Below are 22,563 nucleotides of genomic sequence, written 5' to 3'. Positions count from 1 at the left end.
TGTAGCTTTCGCCTAAGGGCGCCAGCTCGTGCTCTTGGCTGTTATAGCAACTAACCAGCAACTCGGTCGCCACAGATACGGACAGGCGGGGGTAACTCAAGAAGCTCACAACAGGAATCCCCCACGCGCCTGAATCTCGGCTTCAAACTCCCCCGGGCGCTCCCTCGACAGCGCACGCACCTCGTCAAGGGACCTACCTGGAAAGTTACGCCTGACCGCTAGGGAGAGGAGCTCACCAAGCGACTCGCGCGGATACTCCTCGTCAATGTCCAGCTCTTCTTGGTGCAGAGCCCGCAGCACAAGCTGCCGGTTGACATCGTTTCTAATGAACGGACCAAAGTCGGCGCCGCTCTGCGGCTCGGCAAGGTAGCGCTCCACGGAGGGGTGTTCGGTATTCAGATACAGACGGACGCTTCCCACCCCGGAGTCCACCAAATCATCGTTCTCGAATACCAGGCACCAAGCGCCATTCAATCCAGAGGCTATTCCACTCGAGGAGAAGCCCACGTGCGACACCGGAAAGCGGCTCCCCTGCCCCTCGAGGCGCACGCTTAGGTCCCTACTCCAAAGAATGCTGCCCGGACGAGACGGGGCCAGCTCGTGCGATTCCTGGCCAGCCCTAGCCAAGGTGACCACGCATCGCACAGTCAGGGTCCCGCCGAGTTCAGGACCTGTGAACCGCAGCGAGGCGTGGTTGTTCCCATGCACAATAGTGTGCGGCTCGCTTGCCCCGCGAAGGCGCGATCCAGTCGCGTGCCAGAGCAAATGCAGTGACAACTTCGAGTTCTCCGATAGGCCCGTTTCCTGCAGACATCTCTCTAGGTCGATCGTAAAAGCGGCTCCCACCTCGATCCCAGTCTCGTCATCCCAGTCGGGGACATATTGCGGAAACAGCAGCTCTTGATAGCCGCTCTTCACCACGAAGTGGTCCAAAGTGACTGCCTCGGGAGAACAGGTTCTATGGCTCAGAACAACGGTCGTCATGCGGCCGGCCCGGTCTCGAAGATCCGGACGCCTAGGCCGACCGCACTGTCTGCCGGGATTGCGACGTGAACCGACATCGTGACGCTACCGTGTTTGTTGATGCGCAATCCGCGCCTCATCCGCACCGCTTCTTGCCCTTCGTATCGCCAGTCGCGCACCTCTGGCTGTTCGAGATCTGTGTCAGTCTCTCGCCCAGCTTCGCTCACGACGTACGGATCTGCCGTCACCCCCACTGGCAACCTCGTCGATGCGGGGATGAGCGCTTCGAGCTGGAACACCGCAATGTGCTCGTGGCCGTCCAGCTCGAGAGAGGGCGTGCCCACCACGCGAACCCTGAGCTTCCGTGGAGTTCCGCCACCCCCACTTGGGCCGCGCTCAACCGAGGCAGCATCGCCGTCATTCACGACCATGTCTCCAAGGGCGGTAGACAGATGTACTAGACCTTGGCGCCGCTCCTCAGCGTCCTCCTCAGGACTCACCGACAGGGCAGCGCGGCCGAAGGAATCTCTGATTCTCTCAAGCGCATACTTGACTGGGTTCCGCGCGCCCTTTGCGAGGCCCATCTTTGTAGGCGCCCAGTCGTCATGAGCCACCGGCTCCGCAGAGGCAAAGAACTCATCTGCATCATCGGAGGCGACAAACACGCCGACTGTCGCCTGCCCCTTGGGGGCATCGCGCACCGGCAGATACTTGACAATTAGCCTGGGGCGCCGCATTAATGCGATATGAGAAGTGATAGGGACATGGGTCTCACCCAACAACTCTTCGGGAGGAAGATACCTCCAGACCAGGCTACCGAGGTCCAGCTTCGGACGCTGCATACGGAGAAAATCTGAGCGCCAGGGAAACTCGCCCCCCGATCCGGGGTTCGCGCTGGCGCGCTGATACGCCGCTGCGAAGTGCTGCAAGACAGGATCTTCGTACGGCCTCGGAACTGCGACCGAACTTCCCTCATCCGTGAAACTGAAATCGATGGTTTCATCGACCATGTGCGGCCATGCCCACCAGAGCGCCGCCGAACCCATCCGCTGCACGATGTCGGACAGAGTCTCGGTGTTGTCAGACGCCAGCGGACCCAGAATCATCAGGGACGTGCCCGTCTGGTGTCCTTCTAGGCGTTTCATGCCCAGAGCGAGTGCAAGCCTATCCGCCTCCTGCCCCTCCACGGGCTCGACCATGGTCGTTTCGTCAGGCCTGCCCCACCAGTGCCTGCCCGTGTAGCGCTTCCTTCCCTCGGCATAACTGTCCGTGTGCCCCATCGCAATGAAGCGGGAGACCGGCCGACCCTTGAAGGTGGCCTTGCTGTAGATGATCACGGTCGAGCAACTGCTCGCCTGCCACAGCACGCCCTTGCCAAAACCGTACGTTCCACCGCCAACCCGCTTGTCCGCCGCTCGCCCGACGTTGCGCACCATGTCAACGAAGTCAGTGTCTTCGTCTGTGACCAGGTCCGCCCTCGTTGGCCCCCCGAGACCCTTCGTGCCCGCATCGGTGATGACCAGAAGAGGCTGCTCCTCAATATTTGCGTCGAGAAACTCTTTCAGTTGGCTTCGAGGATATACCTGAGCGAATACATCTCGACGCAGCGCTAGAATCTGCGATTCGGTGGGCCAGTAGGCGTCAGCCGAATAGGCCACCTGACTTTCGTCGCTAAGCCTGGCATCCCAGCTATTCTGAAGAGTCTCTCGCAGGACGACGTCCCACATATCAAGTTGGGGCCGGCCGATCGCCCGGTCACTTGCCTTGGCATCGATATTGCCTTGGGGGGCATAGGGCTCTGAGTAGCGGAACAGCGGCCTCATGGCGCGATCCTTTCGAACACCTCACGAGCCTCCAGAAGTCGACCGTGTACAACGGTCAGGTCTGTCAAATCGATGGAGTACGAGACGGAAGACACGGCGTCGGCGACAGAATCTTGGACGAAACTTGAACGGACGATCCGTGGAGTGCTGTCTGACACATGGACGCCGCGGTCGCTGAGAACGTTGAATCGCATTTCAGCGTAGATCTCCTCGTCGGCCGAGTTGTACCCAACTCGCGAAAGCGCGCTCCTAACTTCGATTTCTTGAAGACCTGCTGCCGACAGGCGAGAGATGGCTTGAGGAATCGAGTCACCGCCGCTCGGGACGCGTTCGAACTGCTCCGCGTAGAGGTAGAGATCTCCGACGCCAGCGGGATCCATCTGCAACAACCCATGGATCGTCACCATGAACCGGTCACGATGGAGCGTGGCTTTGACCTCGATACCGCACGACGAGAAGCGGAAGTCCACGCGGGCACGATCGTGTCCCACCCAACTGGTCATAGCGTCCTGCGGTCCGAGTCTCCCAACCAGAAGTTCCAGTGCGTGCAGCTCAGCAAGAGCGCCCGCGCACTGCCCCTCACTCAGGAGGGAAGACGGAAGACTTTCCATCAGCTCCCGCCAGCGCTCAACAATCGAAAGTGCTGCTGCGACGGGATCAGCACTTTCATTATCAGGCGCCCCCAGGTGGCGGAGGACGTTGTCACACAGCCTGAAGAAGGTGGTATCCAGACCAGAGTCCTGGCTGGTAAGGATCAGCCAGTCTTCATAGGCGCCAGCATCGACGAGCGCCCGTACCTGAGCTTTGAGCCCCCGGGTGACGATCAAGGTCTCCGCTCTGCGGCCCGTGGCCGGAACCAACAGACACGGCCGTCCGTCGTCGTCTCGCGCAAGACGGAGGGCGCGGCCCTCGCTGACAACATCCGTCTCTCGCACCCGCCATAATCCGGACGAGGGCTTGTCCAACATGTCGAAGATGGACTCGGTTGTCTCCGTCACGGCAGTGCGTCACCGCTCTCGATGTTCGCGGTGCCTTCGGCGCGGGCCGCATCCGCCTCATCCATTGCGTCGATGGTTTCATCTGCGTCCTCGACTGCGTAGGAGGAGAGGTCGGCGCTCATGTAAGTGATCGTGCTCGCCTTGCCTACCGCGTCGGGAAAGAAGAATGCGACACCCAGCACATTCCCGGCTGCGTCGAGCGGCTCACGGGCCGGCTTCGTCGGAGCGCTGGATGTCTTGGTGATGGGGTAGAGCGCCAAGAGGGGTCCCGCCTGCACGCGCCGGCGCGCACGAATGATCTGGGCGTCTGACGGCTGCGGCCCGAGATCCTGCAGCACGTCAGGTCCGAGGTCTGCCGCCCGATCAGAGGAGCCGGCCAGGGCCTTGATGTTTCCCACACCCGGCTTTGATTGTTTCATGCGCGTGCGCCGGATCAGATTGACCTGCCCAGCGCGTCCAAGCCCGGCCTGGCCTTCCGTATCGCTCTCGTTCGACATCACGATCACGTTCCAGTGAGTGAGAGCGCCCTCCCTGTTCTCCTGCTCAATATACCTGCGCAACAGAGCGGTATTGAGACGGATTGCGTCGGGATGGAACTCATAGGTGGCGAGGAACTCAAGGATGTTCTTCGCGGGGACGTTGCGCAGAACATACCTTTGCGAGCCCTCGGTTCGCGACTCCTCAACACCCGGTCGAGCGGAAGCATGTTCCAGTAAGTCCTCGGCGGCTGCCCAGTTTGCGGCTAGCCAATCTACATCCGTACGCTTGAACAGGATCGTCTGCTCTCGTGTCCCCGAGAACGACAGACTGGCTTGCGTGGCGGAGCGCATCTTGGCGGCAGCCGTGATTGACATGGCTGGGTGCGTTCGAATTTTCACCGCCAACTCCGTAGGCTCAAGACCTTCGTTCTCATACCGGTCGATCTCACGGCGAATTTCAGCCTCGACCGTGGCGAGGTCGCGGAACCACTGCTTCAGCTCGTCCGTCATCCAGATTCTCACCAGGTCCGAGTAGCCTGGTCGATACCCGAACCACCTACCCATCTGCAGCAAGGTGTCATATGCGGAGGCCGCTCGAATGAAATATGAGCTCACAAGGCCCTCGAGTGTTAGCCCCCGGCTCAGTGTGTTGCCACCAATGGCGATACATGTAACCGGTTCGTCTGCGCCATAGGCAAGCCGCTCGGTGGATCGGTAGTTGTCCACGATCACGGTGACCTCGTCGACCACCTCTGGCAACAGCTCCGCTACCTGAGCCCAAGCAACCTCAGATTCATCGCCCTTGCGGGTCACGCGGTCGACCTCACTCATCCACAGAGCTCTCAGGCTCGCCATGGTTTTCCCATCTGCGCGTGCAACGAGTGGCGATAGTGAGTACAAGTATTCGCGCACCACGGCCTGCAGGCTGAAGTGCGCGTCAGCGATCATCGACGTGTGAATCAGCATGGATGAGTGCTTTCCTCGCTGGCCCCGAACCCAGCGCGCCGCGGTCGCGAGAAGGAACCACTCAACTGCGCTTGCGAGGCTGGGTGGAATCTCGGGGGTCCAAGACGACGCGGCGTTCTTCCCCTTCGGCGGCTGCGCCGCTGGGACGTCGGTCAATGGCACCCCTCGAATCACGTCATCAGGCTCGGCGATGTCTTCGTCCTCAACGTGCTCGAGCAGATCGCGTCCGAAGAGGCGCTCCGGTCCGTAGTAGCCCTCTCCTGGCCTGAGACTCACTATAAAGTTGCGCGGATAAAGGCCATCCTCAACGGCCGGATCTATGAGGAGATTCGCAAAGGGAGTGGCCGTGTACGCCAAGTAGGCTGACTTCGGGCACTTCAGCAGACGACCGATGAGAGCATTGATGACGGATTGCCTTTTGCGCCCTACGTCAATGCTGGCCTGATCCGCCTCATCGTCGATGATCAGAATTGGGCAGGAGTAGAGGGTGGCTTCGCCTGCTGACTCAAGCCACTCGGCTAGGCGGCGCAGCCTGTGCGGATTTTTTTTGACCACCGCAAGAAGTCGGTGCTGACTGCTTGCGAGGAAGGGCATCGCATTTGCCGACTTCTGAAAGTCAGAATCTTCATCGGTGAGGCGCACCCAGTTCTTCCCGAGGTTGCCTATGAGCTGTTGCTCGAGGCGCTCTTGGGTTTGACTACGCAGGTTCTCGGTTACGCCCGATAGGACGACAATGAGTCGGTAGCCGACGTCGGCCGACTTCGCCGCCACAGACATGAAGCTTGTAGTCTTGCCGCTCTGGACGTGCCCAAGGACCAGCCCGCGCGTGCGGATGCTGGCGGCCCCGGGTGGCCGACCCAGCCCAACGATCTTGTTGGAGGAATTTGATACCTCTAGGAGCGCCTTCTCCGGCAACTTTGGCATGAGCGCAGCATGGAGTGCCGGCCAGAAGACGTCGTCTTTGCTCGGGCCTGCATACCAGGCCCCCTCTTTCCGCTCTTTGTCAACCAGGGCTCCGGGATCTTTGAGGTCTCGGATGAGGCCCGCCTTTCTCTCGTAGGCGAGTCTTGCCTCCTGCGCCACTGCGGGCATGAGGCCCATCTCTATGAGGTCGCGGTATACCGCGGCAACAGAGCCTCCGCCCGCCACGTACCTGCCTATGAAGCGGACGTAACGTTCGCGTTCCTGCTCGTTGAGCATGTCCCTTGGGGTCCCTCTGTGCGTGAGCGCAGGAGCCAAAGGTGCCCCCGCACGATTCGTGATGCCGGCGAGTCACCACCTGCACGTGTGTCGCTGCACTTCATACCACCATCTACCCGCTTGGTGGCTCATCCAAGCGAGGGTGTCAGCGACACGGCACACCAACCCGCGTGGACATCGATAGATCCACGTGTACACCGTCGCTCGCTCAGGCGACAGCTGCCGCCACCTCAGGAGAGTGCGCTGAACAGCGATCGGTCCCGAGATGGAGATCAGCGATACGGACCGCCCAGCTGGCGTCACCGTCAGCGAGGTGTCTGTGAGGCCCTTCCCAGTACCTTGGCGACGATCTCTCCGATCTGTCGAGCGAGGAATGGGGGTACCGCGTTTCCGACCTGGTGGTACTGCTTTGTACGCCCGCCCATGAAGAAGTAGTTGTCGGGGAAGGTCTGAAGACGAGCGGCCTCGCGTACCGTCAAACTACGCATCTGCAGCGGATCGTAGTGAATGAAATAGTGGCCGTCTTTGGAGATGTGCGAGGTAACGGTGGTGCTTGGGCCTTTCGGCGCCTGCACCCTGAATCGATCCGTGAACGGGACGCTCTCCGAGTCGAGATTGCTGTGCTTTGGCCGGAGCTTCGGAGGAAGATCACCAACGTGGAGTTTCTTTCCCTGCTGCAACTTGAAGGCTAGGAATGCATACCGCGCGAGATCGAGATCCATATGATGACGCGACTCGTGTTGCGAGATGCCGGTCAGGGGATGAGCGGAGATCCACGCGCCTAGGTCGCCGTCGAGCTGCGAGGTATACGTGCCGATGTGTCCACGCGACAGGGCGGGGACCGAGATCTTTCGAGGAAGACTCACCTCGGCCTCCCTCCCAGCCAGTCTGAGGGCCTCGGTCCAGTCCGCGTCGTTGTCTCGACTCCTAGGGCTCACTCCAGAGCGGATTTTCGGCATATCGCCGATTACTGACTCAACCGATACCGACGGCGATTCAGTCAAGGGCGAGAACAGCGACGAGTCGATGTCACTTCGAAAGCCCAGAAGGATGACGCGATGGCGCGCTTGCGGTACGCCAAACTTCTCGGCCCTCACGATGAAGTCGGAGGGAGAGAGAGCATCTGCGTCGCCCTCAACGACACAGGACCTGAGGACGTACGTCAGGTCGGCGGCGGGGTGTGTCAAATCCGACTCGATGGCCTTGAACACGGGACCCCCACCGTGCTGAGAAGACAAGAGACCCTTGACATTCTCCATCACGAAGACATGAGGTCGAAACCTCTCGATGAGGTGCAGGTACTCGCGATACAGAGTGTGCTTGTGGTCATCCTTGAACGCCAAATCGTGCTTGCGTCGCGACCGTCCGACGAGAGAATACGCCTGGCACGGAGGTCCTCCTATCAGCACCCAAGGTTCATCGTTATCCAACGTGTCCTTCAGTGCCGACTCAACCAACTCGTCCGAGATGTCACGCGTATCCTCACTGAGCTCGTGCTGGTGAACCTCAGCAAGAGCATGGTCCCAGGCAGCCTTGAATGTGGGATGAGAGATGAGTTGATCATGGGTGACGTGCCGAGAGACAAAGTCCTGATAGATGGCAGGAATGCCGCCGTCTTGGTCGATCGACTTCCTGAACGCGGCCCGGAGGCGAAGTGTTTCGACAGCCTCCTTGTCCATCTCGATTGACGCCACGGTTTTGAATACGCGCCCGTTCTGGTCGCTGATTCCGGAGAAGCCTTCGTTCAGTCCTCCCGGACCTGCGAAGACGTCTACAACCGGGATTGCACCCATGCGCACCTCTCTGTCTGCTATTCCACCCCGCTGCCGGCTGGGCTAGCCCCAGGGTACCCGTGAACGCCCGCACTCCTCCTACCGACCCTCGCGGCACCCGCCCCTCACTTCGCACGCGTTCACTCCCGAGGCACCCAGCCCTGTGGCCGCCTCCCACGCCGTCACCTCAGGCGTGCACGGGCGGGGGACACTCGCACGACCGCGCGCGATTAGGCTAGATCCATGGCAGCACGCGAGTCCTGGGCCTCATCGCCAGCGGCACGCTCGACGATGCAGGCCAACCGCGGTAGGGACACGGGGCCGGAGCTTGCCTTGCGTCGTGCTGTGCACGGGCGGGGCCTCCGCTACTTTGTGAACCGCCGACCCCTGCCACGGCTCCGACGCACCGCCGACTTGGTGTTTCCGACGCTGAAGCTGGCGGTCTTCCTAGACGGATGCTTCTGGCATGGCTGCCCGTTACACCACAACTATTCCAAAGCCAACGCGGGCTTTTGGGCGAAAAAGGTGCAACAGAATAGGGAGAGAGACGCCGAAACAAACGCTCTTCTCATAGAGCAGGGCTGGAAGGTTCTCCGGATATGGGAACACGTGCCCGTTACTGAGGCAGCCGACCTGGTATGTGAAGAGGTCCAATCGGCACGCAGCATCACCGCGGCATCGTCTCGAGACTAAATCATCCCATTCGGAGCCTCCTTCGTGCGGCGAATGTGAACAGACTTGACCCTTCCGCGCGAAGACTGAGCTTCAAAGCGCCCCCAAACGACCAGTACCCCTCTCGCGCGCAATGCCCCGCGCCCAACCGCCCAGACAAGGATTCGCTGGCATCACCGACCCGTCTCGCGGGCATGGGCGACCGTATCGCCGGGGCGCCGAGCAGCGAAGCGCTCGAGTCGCTTTTGACCCAATTGTGTGACTTCACGTCTGTCAACGGGCGTTTCCGAAATTGGTGGCACGCTAACGTCCGTTTGCAAAGATTGCCCCTCGCATCCTCTTGCTTTCCGCTTGCGTCACTCGCATTCTGAGATCCGAGTCCCCACCCACAGGTCGTCGCGGGAGGCACGCTCTGCGCGGCTCGCGGGCGGGACTCGTTCCAGTGTCAAAGACAGGAGAACGATGAATAAGCCAGACGGTGAACTCGTGCGAGAGGTTGCGCTCGCCCTTGAGATTGATCTTGTGTACACGGCTATTTGCAGGAAAGACGATCAGGACTCGATCGACGCGATTCGCGCATGTGGTCGGGCGGCGGGCCGCTACATGCGTCGCCACGTAAGGACACGACTTCTACCCGGCCGCAGAACGGGAGACGTGAAAGTTGAGGTACTTCTGAAGGATGCGACGCAAGAGGAACTCCATCGGGCCCTTGAACGGCTTCGTTTCGAAGCCACTCTCGCCTTGGAGAAACTGCGAAATGGGCAGTTCCCCAGCTGATTACAGCCTATCCGCGTCACGACGCCCGTTCGTCGCGGACGCATGTTCTGCCAGCACGCCGAAGCACACCGTGTCGACCTCCCTCTGCGCCCGCCAGTCAGTTGGACAGCCGTGCAGTAGAGCAGCGGTCCATCGAGTGGCACTGAGCGACGTCGGTAAGGGTCTCGCCCCACAGGACACGCCCACTGGACAGCGTTGCTTGGAGTTCGGGAAAAGGCGCACATCCGCGCATCCGCTTGGCCCCGATAATCTGCGAGCCTGTCCTCGGGACGCCGTGAGCGTGCAACGAGCGTGCGTTGACGCGAGGGCCCCAGCGGGCAGTGCCGGCGATCTACGGGCTCAGACAACGAGCCGCGGTCGTGTGAAGCCGCTCCCATTGCAGGATTCCCAAAGCTGGATTCGCGGGCCCTTCGTGTGGCGGCATTCGCAAAACAAGCGATGTGGGCGACCACGATCTGCGGCCCTGGGCGCCGGCACGCGTCCCTCCGACCGGATGCACGCTCGGTCGGAGGGCACTGCGTTCACCGCCCGGGCGTGTCCGTGTCAGCGCGTTCTATGTCGGGGGCGGTGATTGCCCGGTGGTGAGGTTCAGCGCTGCCTCCACGCGGCGCTTGGCTGCCTCCCCTTCGCCGTCGACGCACTTCGCATAGACCCGCAGGAGCACCGCGACGCTGTGCCCCGCCCACTCGGCGACGGTCGTCGCGGGCACTCCAGCGTTGAGCCAAAGCGACACACATGCGTGCCTAAGGTCGTAGGGGCGGCGCGCCATAGGGCTGGTCGCCTGCTCAGGCGTGAGAGCCATCAATCGGGCCCGTCGCCAAGTGTTTCCGTAACTGGCGGGTGAGACCGGGCGGGCGAATGGGCCTGCAACGGGGACGCGCGCCTTGCCTGTGCGACTCACGAAGAGTCTGCCCTCGGGACCCGCGCCGAAATCGTCGATGTGCTGCCTCAGCAGTGCGACCAACTCGGGCGATGCCGGAACTGTTCGCGTGGCCGTCCGTGAGCGGTGCTTCAGGGATAGGTCCTCCTGGGCTTGCCCCTTGTCGCCCCACGCGCCCACGTATTGCGTCGAACCCGTCAGAAGTAGTTCACCCCACCCTGTCCAGGGCAGCGTGCAATCGGACTCCCGCAGGTGAAGCGCCTCTCCCGGGCGAAGGGCTGCGTAGTACATGCATCCGTAGAACGCCTCCATGGCAGGGTCGATCCTTCTAACCGCGTTGAGTATCGAGGCTGCCTGGGACGGGTTCACGACGACTCGGCGGTCGACTTCATCGTCTGACTTGGGCGTAGTCCACTGGACCTTCTCCATGGGGTGTGTGGCCAAGCGGTCGCGTTCGACTGCGTATCGCAGCGCGCCGTAGAACACGGCTCGCTTTCGGGCGATCGTCGTCTGCGCTGCTTGGGTCCCGTCGAGCTTGAGGGCGAGCAGGTCGAGCGCGCTCCTCGTGAGACTTGCGTTGTGCAGATCGGTTAGGGGTCGACTGTTGCGCTCCATCCATTCGTGCGTGTTGGCGTACTCGCGGGGCAAGCCCTTTGAGCGGGCGGCGAGGTTGAAGGTCCAGTGGTAGAGCAGCGCGCGGATCTCGTCAGGGGTAGGCCTCCCACGTCCGTCCTGGGTTAGGGCCGGGGTGACCGTCGCCAGAGACTCAGCGATGCTTCGTCTGGACTTCGCCGAAGCCCGAGGCCACTTCGTGGCGACGAACTCCATCGCGTGCGCGTACCACGTCACCTCGGACGCCTGGCGCGCCATCTCCGCCGGGAGGCCGGACGCGTTGTCGAACGCCTTACCCTTGGTGGCCGCTGATTGCAGCTCAGCTCTGAACGAGTCCGCGAGCTTCCGGGTTTGGAAGGTTCTGGTACGCGCGACCCGGGCGACGACCCACCTCACGCGATAGGTCGTGCGACGCTTGCCCTTGTTGGCGTCGACAGACCAGACGCGAACGTCGTAGGTCAGCTGAAGTTCGCTCATTTCAGGCCACCTCCGCCAGATCATCGAGCCAGGCCTCGAAGTCGATTCGCCTCACCCTGATTTCGCCGTTGGGAAGTTTGAAGCAGCGGGGCGCCTTGTTGGCTGCTCGCCAGTCGTAGAACGTTGATCGCGCGACGCCGAGTTCGGCGCAGATGTCGGCGATGGTCAGGTGTGCGCGGTTGGGACGGGGGGCGGTGTGCGTGGACACGGGTGGGTCTCCTCCGAGGTCGCGGCCGGGGGCGGCCTGCCAAAACTGCCAAAATCGCCAATACGGCGTTTCCGCAGGTCACAGCGGGTGAGTTTTGGCACGGGGGCGTGTGCCATAACCCTGGGTGGACTGCCAAAACCTTTCGTGTGTGCGGGTGGGCTTGGTCAGACGTTGGGGTGCGCCTGGTAGGTGGGGCTGGGGCGGCCTCCCTTCTTGGGCCCGGGGATTACCCGGACGAGGCCGTGGTCCAGCAGCAGCCGGATGGCGGGGTCGATGGATTCGGGCTTGGGGAACCGTTGCGACTTGATCCCTCGGTGCAGCTCGCGGCGCGTGAACGTGTCGGGGCGGGTGCGCGCGATCCAGTCGAGGACTCGGCGGGCCGCGTCCAGGTCTGGGTCGGCGGTGAGGGTGTCGAACACGGCGAGGGTGTGGGCCAGGTAGTAGCGCGCGATGGTGACGGCGGCGGTCATGGTGTCGCCGGTGATGGGCGCGTGTCGGCCGTTCGTGCCGTGGTGTGCCAGGTGCAGGAGCCCGGCGATGCGGACTGCGGTTCCGGCCATCTTGGAGGCCCAGTCGGTGACGGCAGCCAGTTCGCCGGTTTCGGGGTGCAGGCGCGGCTCTAGCCAGATTTCGAGGTCGGCCAAGACGGCGCGGGCTTGATCGGCGACGTCGAGCTGGATTCGCTCGGGGGTGAGCGCGAGGTCGAGCACGAGCCGGGACAGGCGGGTCTCGTATGCCTGGCGGGTGGTGTCGGTGACGGGGTCGGGGTGGATCTGCCGGTTGCCGACGGTGTTGGTCGGCAGGCTGTAGAGGAACCGGGCGAGCAGGCCACGCTCGCGCGCTTCGGGGGTGTTGGCGATGCTGGCCAGGTGCCCGGGCTGGGTGGTGATGGCGATCGTCAGGGCTGGCCGTTCGATCCGCTCGGAGGGCCGGCCTTTGCGGTCGATGCGGATCATGTCCCCGGCGTGGGCCTTGAGCAGGGGTTCGAGGTTCGCGGCGGCGCTGTACCTGGTGCCGGCGATGGTGGAGAACGAGCCGCCTTCGGCGGACATGAGTGCCAGGCGCCCGTCGTGCCGGGCCAGCAGGGTGGCGGCCGTCTCGGGGGTGAGGTCGTCGGCGAGCAGTCGTGGCTCTGGTGGTTCGTCGTGTTCGGTCGCGGCGCGGGCCGCGGCGATGGCGTCGGCCATTGCCTCGTCGGTGTCGGTGTTTTCGGCGGTGGTTGCGGCCCGCTCGGCGTGGGCTCGGGCGCGGCGGGCCATCAGGGCCGCCTCGAGCCGGGCGGGCTCGGTGGCCTCGCACAGCGCGGTCTCGGCCGCGTACAGGGGCCGGGTCATCGCGGAGAACGCCGGCGACTTGCGGGAGCCGGGCACGAGCGCCACGACGGTGTAGAGGTTGGTCGGCTCGACCCAGCCGGGCACCGGGGCGACGTCGACCCGGCCACCGGCTGCGACGGCCAGGCACGCCAGGGCCAGGGTCGCGGGCAGGTCGGTGGGGACCTGCAAGGCCTCGGTGACCTCATCGACCATGGCGCGAAGCCAGGTCGGCAGCGTTTCGACTGGGAACGGGGGCCGGACCCGGACCGGCGTCAGCGGCACGGGGGCGTCCCACGGCGCGGCGAGGGCTGCGTCTCTGGCGGCCTGTGCGGCGCTCTGCCCGGCCCCGACGTGGCGGAGCACCCTGCGGGCATCCAGCGGCATCACTGTCGCTGTGTCGGCGGTCGTCGCGCTGCCGGAGCTGGTGGTGTTGCGGTGCTGGTGGTCGGTCATGGTCGCCTCCCGGCGTCGGGGCCACGGGTGCTGTCGCGGTCGGTGTCGTGGCGGGGCGTGTGCTCGGCGGCGGCCAGGCCAGAGGCGATGGTGCGGGCGGTCTCCGCCGGGGACAGGCCGATGTGCTCGGCGGCGATGGTCAGCGCGTCGATGGCCATCGACTCGTTGAGCCGCCCGGCGGCGATGAACTGCCCGAGCGCGTAGGCGGCTCGGTTCAGGGCGTCGTTGCGGGTGCCGGGTCGGGCCGCGAGCACGGCGTCGACCTCGTTCTCGAACGCGGCAAAGACGTACGGGTCGGTGACCGGGCCGCGAGCTGCGGCGGTGCGCCGGACTGCCGGGCCGGGACGGCTCGCGCCAGCGGGTGGGGCCGGGGTCAGTGCGTCGAGCAGCCACCCGGGCAGTGGTGCGGGAGGGGCCGGGTTGATCGTCTGGTAACCACCGGCGGCCGTCCGCGATGGTGGGGCGACGACGTAGCCGCCCATCGCACGGGTGTCGATCATCGGCCCGAGCCGCCCGCACGTCGAGGGCAGCGGGTGCGGCGCCAGGAAGTACAGGTGCGTCCCGCCGGAGGGCGTCCGAACGGTGCGCGTCTCGAGGGGGACCGGTTGCCCGGCGCGGGCCGCCAGGACGGCGAGCACGTCCGCGCCGTCGATCACGCCCGGCTCGGTCGCCCACGCCCCAAGCAGGGCGCTGGCGCGCGCAGCTCGGACGGCGCCGCCTTGGTCGTACTGGCCCTGGTCGTGCTGGCCGTGGTTGGGGGTGTCCAGGTCCAGGACGGCGAGCCGGGCCGGGCCGGTCGAGATCCCGACGTTGTACGGGCGGCGGGTCCACCACCGGGCGATGACGTCCGGGTCGGTGGTTGCGTCCTTGAACCCGGCGGCTGTCGCGGGGGTCTTGCCTGCGACGGTGAGCGGGAACACGGGCACGCCGTGCGCTGCGAGCCATAGCGCCGTGGCGCGGACCTCGGGCAGGGATGCCGCGCCGGACTGCGCCACTGGCGCGCCTTGGGCTGTGGTCGCCGGGCCCGCGCCGTGGGTGTCGGGTGATGCCTGCATGGAGGGTCCTCCTTCACTCGTTCGTGGCCTGTTTCAGGCATGGGTGGGGTAGGGACGCGGCGGTAGCGGGTAGCAGCGCCCGAGGGGTGCGGGTGTGGGTTTCGGGGGTGTTTGAGCAGGTCAGGGGGCGGGCCGCTACCGAGGTATCACTGCAGGTCAGCGGGGGTTTGCGGCGGTAGCGCCCCCGCTACCTTCCTGCGGGGGTGCTACCTGTGGAACACCTCCGGTTCGTCGCTGGCATCGTCCGCGACGTCGCTGCCCTGGTCGCGTGCCTCGTGGGCGTCCTTGTCGGCGCCGGGGAGGGCGAGGGCGAGGTCGTCGCGGCGCAGTCCGCGCCGGTTCTGGCCGTCGAGCTTGATCTGCCGGGTGCGCAGCCCGTGGGGTTTGACGGCGGCGGTGACGTTCTCGGCGGTCCATCCGGCGTAGGCGGACGGGAATGCCTCGGCCAGTCGGGCGGCGAGGGTGTCGCACCAGGCGCGGTCCTCGGTCGCAGGCCACACGGCGAGCAGGTGGTCGATGATCGATGCGGTGTCGTCGTCCGGGGTGAGGTCCTGGTCGGCGGCGTACCCGGTGAGGCGTCCGGCCGCGACCCGGGCGGACCGGGCTCGGGCGGCGATCTTCTCGGCCTGCACGGCGTCGATGTAGGCGGCGCGCACGATCTGCGGGTCATCGGCCTCACCGGAGAGGTACGCCACGCCCCGCTCGCTGCGGGCGAACATCGTCGCGCGGTGCCCGCTCTTGTAGGCGCTGGTCCCGAGCACCATGTCGTTTTCCATCTGTCCCTGCACCCGCAGGCACAGCCGCAGGACGGCGTTGGAGCGGATGCCCGAGGGCAGCGACTTGGCGTCGGGGCGCTGGGTGGCGCAGATGACGATGATGCCGACCGAGGGGCCTCGCTTGGTCAGGTCGGTGATGACGGCTTCGAGCTCCTTGCCGTGGCTCGGGTGCTCGAACGCGATCTGGCACTCGTCGATGAACATCACGACCGGGTGCAGCCCAAGATCCTTGCGGGAGGCCAGTTCCGGAGTGATCTTGCCCTCGGGGCAGATGTCCCGCGGCAGGGACTTCAGGGTCTTGTTGCGGCGGGTCAGGTCCTGGTGCAGCTCGCGCGCGGCGCCGAGCAGGTAGTCCATGTCCTCGGGCTCATCCCCGGAGCGGAAGGCGTGGGCCACCGGTCCCAGCGGGAGCAGGTCGGGGGAGCCCTTGAGGTCGAACAGGTAGAGGGCACACCGGACATCGAGGGCGGCCGCGAGCAGCAGCAGACGGGCCAGGAACGACTTGCCCATGCGGGGCTGTCCGCCGATGACCATTGAGGCGAACATGAGCGTGATCGGCACGGCGCGGCCGCGAGGGTCCGCCCCGAACGGGAACGGGGCGAACAGGTCAACCGTGCCCTTGTCCGCCAGCGGCCACGGCAGCGGCTTGGCCTTGCTCATCGGCTTGTCCCCGACCCATACGATGAGGCGGCCCTCGTGCACGTCGCTGTCCCCTTCAGGCCACACGGCGGACAGCGGGCGGCGCAGGCCAGCGGCCAGCCGGTCACGGCGGTCCACGATCATGCCCGAGGTGACCCCGGCCGGCAGGTCGACCTCGGCGCGCCACCCGGTGCCGTCGCGTGCGATCGGGGACGGGAACCGGACGCCGTCCGCTCCGGGCCTGAGGCCACGGTTCAGCTCGGACACACCGAGCGCCCCGAGCGCGGTCAGCAGCAGGTCTGAGGTCAGCCGGGGCATCTCGGACGCGTCTGTGTACCGGGACACCACGTGGGCCGCGGCGTCCCGCCCGGCCATCCCGAGCAGCGCCAGGGCAGCGGCCACCGCGAGCACTGACGCCCACCCGGGCATCGAGGCCAGGACCACCCAGGCCGTGACGACCAAGGCGGCCATCACGGCCGCCACCAGCGAGGCGCGGGTGCGGGTCACCCGACGGCGCTGTTCCTCCAGCCGCGCGTAGGTCGCGGCATCCTCCGCGCTGTACCCGGCGCCGCCAGCGGCCGCCGAGAGCGCCTTGCGCACCTGTGCGCCGTCCGCGTCGAACACCCACCGGCCGGCCCTGGACGCGATTCGATACACCCCCACCGGGGACCGGCCTGCCAGACGGGCCCAGTACACGGGCAGCCGGACCGTGTGGAACCCGACCGAGTGCGCGGCGTACTTGCTCGCCCACACCGTCGCCGCGCGGGCCGACTCTCGGTCGCGCATCCACGGTGGGACCACTGGCCGGGACGGCAGAGCCCGCAGCGCCACCGCGCCCCGAGCACCGCGCTGTGAGCTCGGCCCGGCGTGGTGCGTCAAGTCCAGCCCGTGATGCTCGACCACGACACCATCGACAACGGCATCGACTACGCGGCGACCGTCTTCGTCCTCGTCCGTGTCCTCGTGCTGCCCGTCGTGATCCGCCGGGGATTCGGGCTGCGCGTGGCCCATTCGGGCAGCACGCTCGGCAGCTAGGTCAACGACCGCTGCGGCCTCGGCACTCGTCTCAGCGCCCGTGTGCGTGCTCATCAGTGAACCTCCGTGGTCTGGGTCGTGCCGTCGTTGCTGATGCCGTCGTTTCTCGGCCCCCGGGCCGAGTGGTGTGTGAAGGCGGGGTGCCGGTACCCGCGCCCGCCCATGGCGTGCGGGTGATCTGCCAGCCCTCCGCGCTGGCGGACGCGTCCTCGCGCTCGTGGAGCCGGTCACCGAGCCGGGACACAGCCCGCTCGATACGCGCGGCCACGCTCGTGGGCGTCAGGGCCGTATCGCGCGCCGTCGCTCGGACGGGCAGGGCGTGCGGGGCCGTCGCGGTGACTGGGCGGGTGCTCATGCCGCGTCCTCGGTGTCGTTGCTGGCGTCCTGGTCAGCAGCCGGGACGGACTCCAGCGCCCTCCCTGTGTCGGACTGGGCGGGGCGCTCGGTGTCCGGCTGGGTGGGGTTGGTTAGGTGCCGGCGCACGGTGCGCACCGAGCACCCGGCCTTGGCCGCGATCCGGGCTTGAGTCCAAGTCGGGTTGGCCTCGGCCAACGCCCGTACGGACGCCGCGAGCTGCGAGACGGTCGCCATGGTCGCCGGAGCCCTGCGGGCCGCCTCGAGGCGCGTTTTGGCAGGGCCAGTAGGGGTATTGGCAGGCGCCTCGTGCCGAACCTCTGGGCCGCTGACCTGCACATACGGCGTTTTGGCAGTTCTGGCGGTTTTGGCAGGCCGATCGAGCGCGGGGACGGAGGCGGCCGCGTTGACGTCGGTTGTCTCAGTGCCGTGCAGATGAGCCAGGGCGGCGCCCATGCCTAGGACGACCACGGGCAGCGTGGCGACCATCGCGACGACCGGCCACGGTGCGGCGGTGATCCCCGCCGCGCTCATCAGGTGGTAGGCGACCTGCCCGGCCGCACCGATCGTGAGCGCGGCCAGCGCCGAGAGCTTGGCGAACTGCCGCGCGGTGCCGGGACTGCTGGTGAGCCAGACCCGCAGCGCGAACGCGGCGTAGGTCTCCATGCCGATGGGGAGCGTGACGCGTGTGTCGATCACCAGGGAGTCCCACAGGCCCGGCAGCGGCTGGACCTTGCCGAACCCGCACAGCGTGCCAAGGGCGACCCACCCGGACCAGATGGCCACGCCGGCCGGGAGGGACAGCAGCGCAAGCGGCAACCGGGTGGGCAGCCGCCGACGGGGCGACTGCAAAGGGGCCGGCATTACTTGCCGGCCAGTGAGCTGAGGGCGTCGACAAAGCCTGAAGACGCCGCCGTCAGCGCCTGCAGAATCGGCGCCCCGAGCGAGGTCGAGGCGAGAGTCAGCCCTAGCAGCACACCCAGGAACACGCTGCCGACCTCGGCCAACTTGCCCCCGATGCAGACGGCGGTTAGCAACAGCACAACAACGAACAGAGGTGCGGTAAGCATGATGAATTCCCTTCAGGCAGAAACGGACTGGGTCGGGTTGGAGCTGGGGGCGGCCGTACTGGGAAGGGCCGCGATCGCGATACGAGTAGCAGCCGCAGAGTTGGCACGGGTCACCCGAGCCAGACGAGCAACCGCGCGACGGTGCGCACGCACCGCCAGCGGGTCTGGCGATGCGGCCAAGCGACACTCCGCATCCACTACGGCCAATTCGGCCTCGATCACGGGCCATTCGGCGGCGATGCTGGCCAAGTCAGAGGGGCGGGGTTCGGAAATCACTGTCAGCCTCCAAAGTGTACTAGGTGTGCTAGAACGACTAGAACACAGGACGGGCGGCCACGCAAGAGATGTGCTGCGTGTGCTAGGTCGTTAGGGTTGGCGGCATGGAACTGGACATGGACGACCCGCGGCCCAGTTACCTCCAGCTGGCGGCCCGGCTCCGCGCTGCCGTGACGGATGGGACTTATGCCGTGGGAGCTCGCTTGCCGAGCGTCCGCACCCTGGCGGATGAATATGGAGTTGCCACCGCCACGGCGGCAAAGGCGATGGACGTCTTGAAGCGGGATGGCATAGTCCAGGGCCGGCCGGGCTTCGGCACGGTGGTTCGCGAGGCGCCGAGCGCTTCGCGCTCGTCGACGGCGAGTTTGCAGGAGCAGGTAGACGACCTTCGGCGCAGGGTCGAAGCGCTGGAAGGTGCGGCGGAAGAGGGGTGATCGGGTCTGCATGCGATGACCCTCACCCGAATCCGGTGCCGCGGTGCACAGTCCAGAAGATGCGCACAAGAGTGCGCATTCCGGGCGCAAAGTGAAGCGACAGTGGAAGTCCCCGAACTGACAAGGAAGGGCGCGCCACATGCACGTTGGTGAACGGATAGCTGCCCACAGGAAGCGGCGTGGCATGTCGCAGGAGGCGTTGGCCGGGCTCGTAGGGATGTCGCGGACATGGCTTTCCCAGGTCGAGCGGGGATTGCGCGAAGTCGATCGACTCTCAACGCTGACTGACCTGGCCTCCGTGCTGCGCGTCGAGGTCAACGAGCTGATCGGCAAGGACTGGAAGCTTGCCCCCGATGTGGCCCCTCAGGTTCGTGCCTTGGACGCCATCCGGTCGCAGCTCGCGGGGTATGCGCATCTGCTGGGAGCGGATGCGGACCTCTGGCCCTTGCCACAACTTCGCAGCGCGGCCGTGCTCGTCAATCGTGAGTACCAGGCCGCCAACTACGCGAGTGCATCAGCGATGCTTCCGGATGTCCTGGGTGCCGCCGACGCGCTTGATGCCTTCAGCGGCGATGATTCGCGGGAGCTGCACCTTGCGCGCTGCATGGTCTACACGGTTACGGCGAAACTCCTTACGAAGGTGGGGGAGTCGCAACTCGCCTGGTTGTCCGCCGACCGGGCCGCCCGCGCTGCGATGTCGGCCGACTCGACGTCCGCAAAGGCAATGGCGGCATACCAAGTCGTGACCGCGCTTCTCAAGGGCCAACAAAACGACAACGCCGAGCGACTCGCCGTTGGCACGGCCGAGTCCCTGATGGGGCGCGCAACCTCGGATCGGCCAGACATCGTGTCCCTGGCTGGTGCGCACTGGCTCATCGGCTCCGTGATCGCAGGCCGCCGTGCTGACCGGGCAACGGCCTTGCAACGGCTGGACCAGGCCGAGGGGCTCTCGGGAGTGCTGGCTCAGGATGCAAACCACGCGTGGACTGCTTTCGGCCCAACAAACACGCTCATCCATCGGGCATCAGTCAATGCCGAGCTGGGGAACCATCGCGGTGTTTTAGAGGCGGCAACCCTCATCGATCCTGATGCCCTGCCCGGCGGTCTCAACGGCCGCCGCTCCCGGCTTCACCTCAACCTTGCATGGGCGCAATCCCAGGCACGCCATGACCTGGAGGCGACGATGCATTTGCTCCAAGCAGAGCGCGTCGCTCCCGAGGTTGTGCGATTCGACGGCGTGGCTAGGGAACTCATTCGAGGGTTGCTCAAGAGATCCCGTCGGCCGGCCCCCGCCCTCAACAAGCTTGCCCTGCGAAGTGGAGTCCTGGCGTGAGTAAGCGAACCCTCTACATCGTCACCTGCGGCGCTCCGTTGGCTAGCCGTGCCATCGAAGGCGTGCATGCGGCAACAGAACGGGGTTGGTCGCCCGTACTCGTCCCGACAGACGCGTCGCGAGCCTGGCTCGACCCGAAATCGCTGGACGGGATAACCGTTCTCGATGGACAGCGTGCCCCTGACGAGGCCAAGCGCGCTCCGTCGCCATCGGCCATCGCCGTTGTTCCAGCGACGTTCAACACCCTTACGGGTTGGGCTAACGGCAGGGCGAACACCCTCCCGCTCGTGACCCTCTGCGCCGGCCTCGGAGCCCGGGTGCCGACAGTGGCTGTTCCGTTCGCCAAGCCCGACCTCACGGGGCATCCCGCATGGCTAGCTTCCCTAGCCGTTCTTCGGTACGCCGGAGTGATCATGGTGGATCCACATTCCGGGCGCTTGGGCGCCGTTGAGCCAGTCACGTCGGGAACTGGTGCAGAGGTCGCCGCTCAATTCAGGTGGTCGTGGGTACTGGACTGCTTGGATGCGGTGCCGGATCAGGGATAGGACTTGGGGCCTCTTCGTCCCGAACTCGGCGCGAAGGCGTCGGCCCGTTTCGTCTAGGCACGTCACGAGCCATCGGAGACCGTCTGGCGGCAAGGGCCGGCGACCTCGTTGCAGTACTAGATGCCTGACTCTGTGCGTCACCGTTGGTGTCCACGCTAGACAAGGCGCCCCGCCGCAGCTGGCTTCTGTCCGACAGAGCACGCAGCGGGGTGGCGCAAAGTACGGAGCGCAGGCGCTCAGCTGTCGAGCCGGGCCCGGTGCGGGCGTGTTCGACCGTGCTGGGTGGCCGGCCTCGATTCGTCCGAATCGCGTGTGGATCGAGCGCGTCGTCCTAGCCTCTGTCCTTGTGAGCTCTGGTCCGCTGCTGATCTGCGCGTTCCTGCTGGCGGCCGTCGGCACGGCCGTCGCAACGGTCCGCCTTGGGCAGAGGCGCGAGCGATCGCGCGACCAGGTGATGCTGTGTTCCGCGATCACGCTTGTCCTGGTGTTGGGATCGCTGGTTGCCTCCGCCAAGGGTGGCTACCTTGCGGTTGCTCACCTCTGACTCAAGACCGCCTGAGCGATTTCCGGAGTCCAGCCGTTGGGTGCGACCGGCCGAGTTCTTTGTCATCTTTTTACTATGAATCTGTTGACATGCCCCATGGACGCTGCTTGTAGCACTATCCACACCGAACGTCTATTCGAACCTGTGGACAACTTGCCGGCGACGGTGTGATCTACATCACATTGCAAGCGTGAAGTGGTTACGGATCACGCGGGACGTGGCTATCTTCGAGTCATTCCTCCCCGCCCTCCCCGCAAGGGGACTGGCGGGGCGTTTTCTTTCAGGGGGCAATGTTGGCCGGCGCGCCTTCGGTCGTTGTGTTCATCGACTACCAGAACGCCCACAACAGCGCCCACCGGTCCTTCTGCAGTTTCGGCGACGACCTCAGCGACTGCACCCTCGACCCGCTCAAGGTTGCGCTGAGCGCGATCGCCAAGCGGGCGCCTGGCGGCGATCTCAAGCAGGTTCGGGTCTACAGGGGGAGGCCAGATCCGCGCAAGGAGGCCCGGCTCGCGCAGGTGAGCGACCGCCAAGCCTCGCAGTGGCAATCCGACGCACGAGTTCTCGTGAAGCGGCGACCACTTTGGTATCCCCAAGACTGGGGTCAGGACGGCTGTGTCGAACGGCCGCGCGAGAAGGGCGTTGACGTCGCCCTCGCGGTTGACCTGGTGGCTCTAGCCACGAAGAACGCCTTCGATGTCGCGATGGTCGTGAGTCGAGATACCGACCTGCTGCCCGCAATCGAAGCCGTCTTCGACCTGCACGGACCACGCGTCGAGGCGGTCAACTGGGCGGGTGCGAGCACCCTCAAGCTCACGAGGAACTCGCAGGTCCTGCGTGGGCACACCCTGAGCAGGGATGAGTGGAACGCCTGCCGCGATCGCCGGGTGTACTGACCATCTGAGCTAG

General features: G+C 65.4%; 20 protein-coding genes. 7 read left to right on the top strand and 13 right to left on the bottom strand.

Annotation, left to right across the window (positions count from 1 at the left end; translation table 11 throughout):
* Nucleotides 1-105 precede the first annotated feature (105 nt).
* From H9I49_RS00425 to H9I49_RS00405, 5 genes are all read right to left on the bottom strand, one after another.
* Nucleotides 106-933, bottom strand: a complete 828-nt coding sequence (locus H9I49_RS00425; RefSeq protein WP_188028319.1) for a hypothetical protein — start codon at nt 931-933, stop codon at nt 106-108.
* 47 nt (nt 934-980) lie between these two features.
* Nucleotides 981-2,786 carry a hypothetical protein gene (locus H9I49_RS00420; protein ID WP_188028318.1) on the bottom strand — a complete coding sequence of 602 codons (1,806 nt, stop codon included), beginning with the start codon at nt 2,784-2,786 and terminating at the stop codon, nt 981-983.
* A complete protein-coding gene (locus H9I49_RS00415) occupies nt 2,783-3,784 on the bottom strand; it encodes a PD-(D/E)XK motif protein (protein ID WP_188028317.1) in 1,002 nt (333 codons plus the stop codon). The genes H9I49_RS00420 and H9I49_RS00415 overlap by 4 nt, the downstream gene beginning before the upstream one ends.
* Nucleotides 3,781-6,429 carry a Z1 domain-containing protein gene (locus H9I49_RS00410; RefSeq protein WP_188028316.1) on the bottom strand — a complete coding sequence of 883 codons (2,649 nt, stop codon included), beginning with the start codon at nt 6,427-6,429 and terminating at the stop codon, nt 3,781-3,783. The genes H9I49_RS00415 and H9I49_RS00410 overlap by 4 nt, the downstream gene beginning before the upstream one ends.
* A 305-nt stretch (nt 6,430-6,734) precedes the next feature.
* The gene (locus H9I49_RS00405) at nt 6,735-8,222 is read right to left on the bottom strand and encodes a DNA cytosine methyltransferase (RefSeq protein WP_188028315.1); all 1,488 of its coding nucleotides are present in this window, start codon (nt 8,220-8,222) and stop codon (nt 6,735-6,737) included.
* Nucleotides 8,223-8,444: 222 nt separating this feature from the next.
* Here H9I49_RS00405 and H9I49_RS00400 point away from each other — a divergent pair, with 222 nt between their 5' ends.
* Entirely contained in the window at nt 8,445-8,894 is a 450-nt protein-coding gene (locus H9I49_RS00400; RefSeq protein ID WP_188028314.1) for a very short patch repair endonuclease, read from the top strand.
* A 1,309-nt stretch (nt 8,895-10,203) separates the two neighbouring features.
* On the opposite strand, the gene H9I49_RS00395 is transcribed toward H9I49_RS00400, so the two are convergent.
* From H9I49_RS00395 to H9I49_RS00375, 5 genes are all read right to left on the bottom strand, one after another.
* Nucleotides 10,204-11,619: a tyrosine-type recombinase/integrase gene (locus tag H9I49_RS00395; RefSeq protein WP_188028313.1), complete on the bottom strand. Its 1,416-nt coding sequence runs from the start codon at nt 11,617-11,619 to the stop codon at nt 10,204-10,206.
* A gap of 1 nt (nt 11,620) precedes the next feature.
* Nucleotides 11,621-11,827 carry a helix-turn-helix domain-containing protein gene (locus tag H9I49_RS00390; RefSeq protein ID WP_188028312.1) on the bottom strand — a complete coding sequence of 69 codons (207 nt, stop codon included), beginning with the start codon at nt 11,825-11,827 and terminating at the stop codon, nt 11,621-11,623.
* A gap of 164 nt (nt 11,828-11,991) precedes the next feature.
* Entirely contained in the window at nt 11,992-13,593 is a 1,602-nt protein-coding gene (locus tag H9I49_RS00385; protein ID WP_188028311.1) for a YfjI family protein, read from the bottom strand.
* Nucleotides 13,590-14,648: a bifunctional DNA primase/polymerase gene (locus tag H9I49_RS00380; RefSeq protein WP_188028310.1), complete on the bottom strand. Its 1,059-nt coding sequence runs from the start codon at nt 14,646-14,648 to the stop codon at nt 13,590-13,592. Before H9I49_RS00380 ends, H9I49_RS00385 begins: the two co-directional genes overlap by 4 nt.
* A gap of 206 nt (nt 14,649-14,854) precedes the next feature.
* Nucleotides 14,855-16,849: an FtsK/SpoIIIE domain-containing protein gene (locus H9I49_RS00375; RefSeq protein ID WP_188028309.1), complete on the bottom strand. Its 1,995-nt coding sequence runs from the start codon at nt 16,847-16,849 to the stop codon at nt 14,855-14,857.
* A 102-nt stretch (nt 16,850-16,951) separates the two neighbouring features.
* Here H9I49_RS00375 and H9I49_RS00370 point away from each other — a divergent pair, with 102 nt between their 5' ends.
* Nucleotides 16,952-17,098, top strand: a complete 147-nt coding sequence (locus H9I49_RS00370; RefSeq protein WP_188028308.1) for a hypothetical protein — start codon at nt 16,952-16,954, stop codon at nt 17,096-17,098.
* 351 nt (nt 17,099-17,449) lie between these two features.
* Here H9I49_RS00370 and H9I49_RS00365 read toward each other — a convergent pair whose 3' ends face one another.
* The 3 genes from H9I49_RS00365 to H9I49_RS24240 all read right to left on the bottom strand — a co-directional run bounded on the left by H9I49_RS00365 (nt 17,450) and on the right by H9I49_RS24240 (nt 18,798).
* Nucleotides 17,450-18,238, bottom strand: a complete 789-nt coding sequence (locus tag H9I49_RS00365; protein WP_188028307.1) for a hypothetical protein — start codon at nt 18,236-18,238, stop codon at nt 17,450-17,452.
* 77 nt (nt 18,239-18,315) lie between these two features.
* A complete protein-coding gene (locus H9I49_RS00360) occupies nt 18,316-18,522 on the bottom strand; it encodes a hypothetical protein (protein WP_188028306.1) in 207 nt (68 codons plus the stop codon).
* A gap of 12 nt (nt 18,523-18,534) precedes the next feature.
* Nucleotides 18,535-18,798 carry a DUF6284 family protein gene (locus H9I49_RS24240; RefSeq protein WP_223128205.1) on the bottom strand — a complete coding sequence of 88 codons (264 nt, stop codon included), beginning with the start codon at nt 18,796-18,798 and terminating at the stop codon, nt 18,535-18,537.
* A gap of 104 nt (nt 18,799-18,902) precedes the next feature.
* Here H9I49_RS24240 and H9I49_RS00355 point away from each other — a divergent pair, with 104 nt between their 5' ends.
* The 5 genes from H9I49_RS00355 to H9I49_RS00335 all read left to right on the top strand — a co-directional run bounded on the left by H9I49_RS00355 (nt 18,903) and on the right by H9I49_RS00335 (nt 22,550).
* Nucleotides 18,903-19,232: a GntR family transcriptional regulator gene (locus H9I49_RS00355; protein WP_188028305.1), complete on the top strand. Its 330-nt coding sequence runs from the start codon at nt 18,903-18,905 to the stop codon at nt 19,230-19,232.
* A 139-nt stretch (nt 19,233-19,371) separates the two neighbouring features.
* Complete coding sequence (locus tag H9I49_RS00350; protein ID WP_255523568.1) at nt 19,372-20,565, top strand: helix-turn-helix domain-containing protein; 1,194 nt, start codon at nt 19,372-19,374, stop codon at nt 20,563-20,565.
* Nucleotides 20,562-21,110 (top strand): flavoprotein, encoded by a 549-nt coding sequence (locus H9I49_RS24235; protein ID WP_188028303.1) that lies wholly within the window; start codon nt 20,562-20,564, stop codon nt 21,108-21,110. The genes H9I49_RS00350 and H9I49_RS24235 overlap by 4 nt, the downstream gene beginning before the upstream one ends.
* Before the next feature lie 346 nt (nt 21,111-21,456).
* The gene (locus H9I49_RS00340; RefSeq protein ID WP_188028302.1) at nt 21,457-21,654 is read left to right on the top strand and encodes a hypothetical protein; all 198 of its coding nucleotides are present in this window, start codon (nt 21,457-21,459) and stop codon (nt 21,652-21,654) included.
* Between the two features lie 317 nt (nt 21,655-21,971).
* On the top strand, nt 21,972-22,550 hold the full coding sequence (locus H9I49_RS00335) for an NYN domain-containing protein (protein WP_188028301.1): 579 nt from the start codon (nt 21,972-21,974) through the stop codon (nt 22,548-22,550).
* The last annotated feature ends 13 nt before the right edge of the window (nt 22,551-22,563 follow it).

It is taken from the genome of Terrabacter sp. MAHUQ-38 (assembly GCF_014518425.1).
GTDB lineage: Bacteria > Actinomycetota > Actinomycetes > Actinomycetales > Dermatophilaceae > Terrabacter.
The sequence above is the reverse complement of the archived record's forward strand: the minus strand, read 5'-3'. Positions and strand labels throughout refer to the sequence as shown.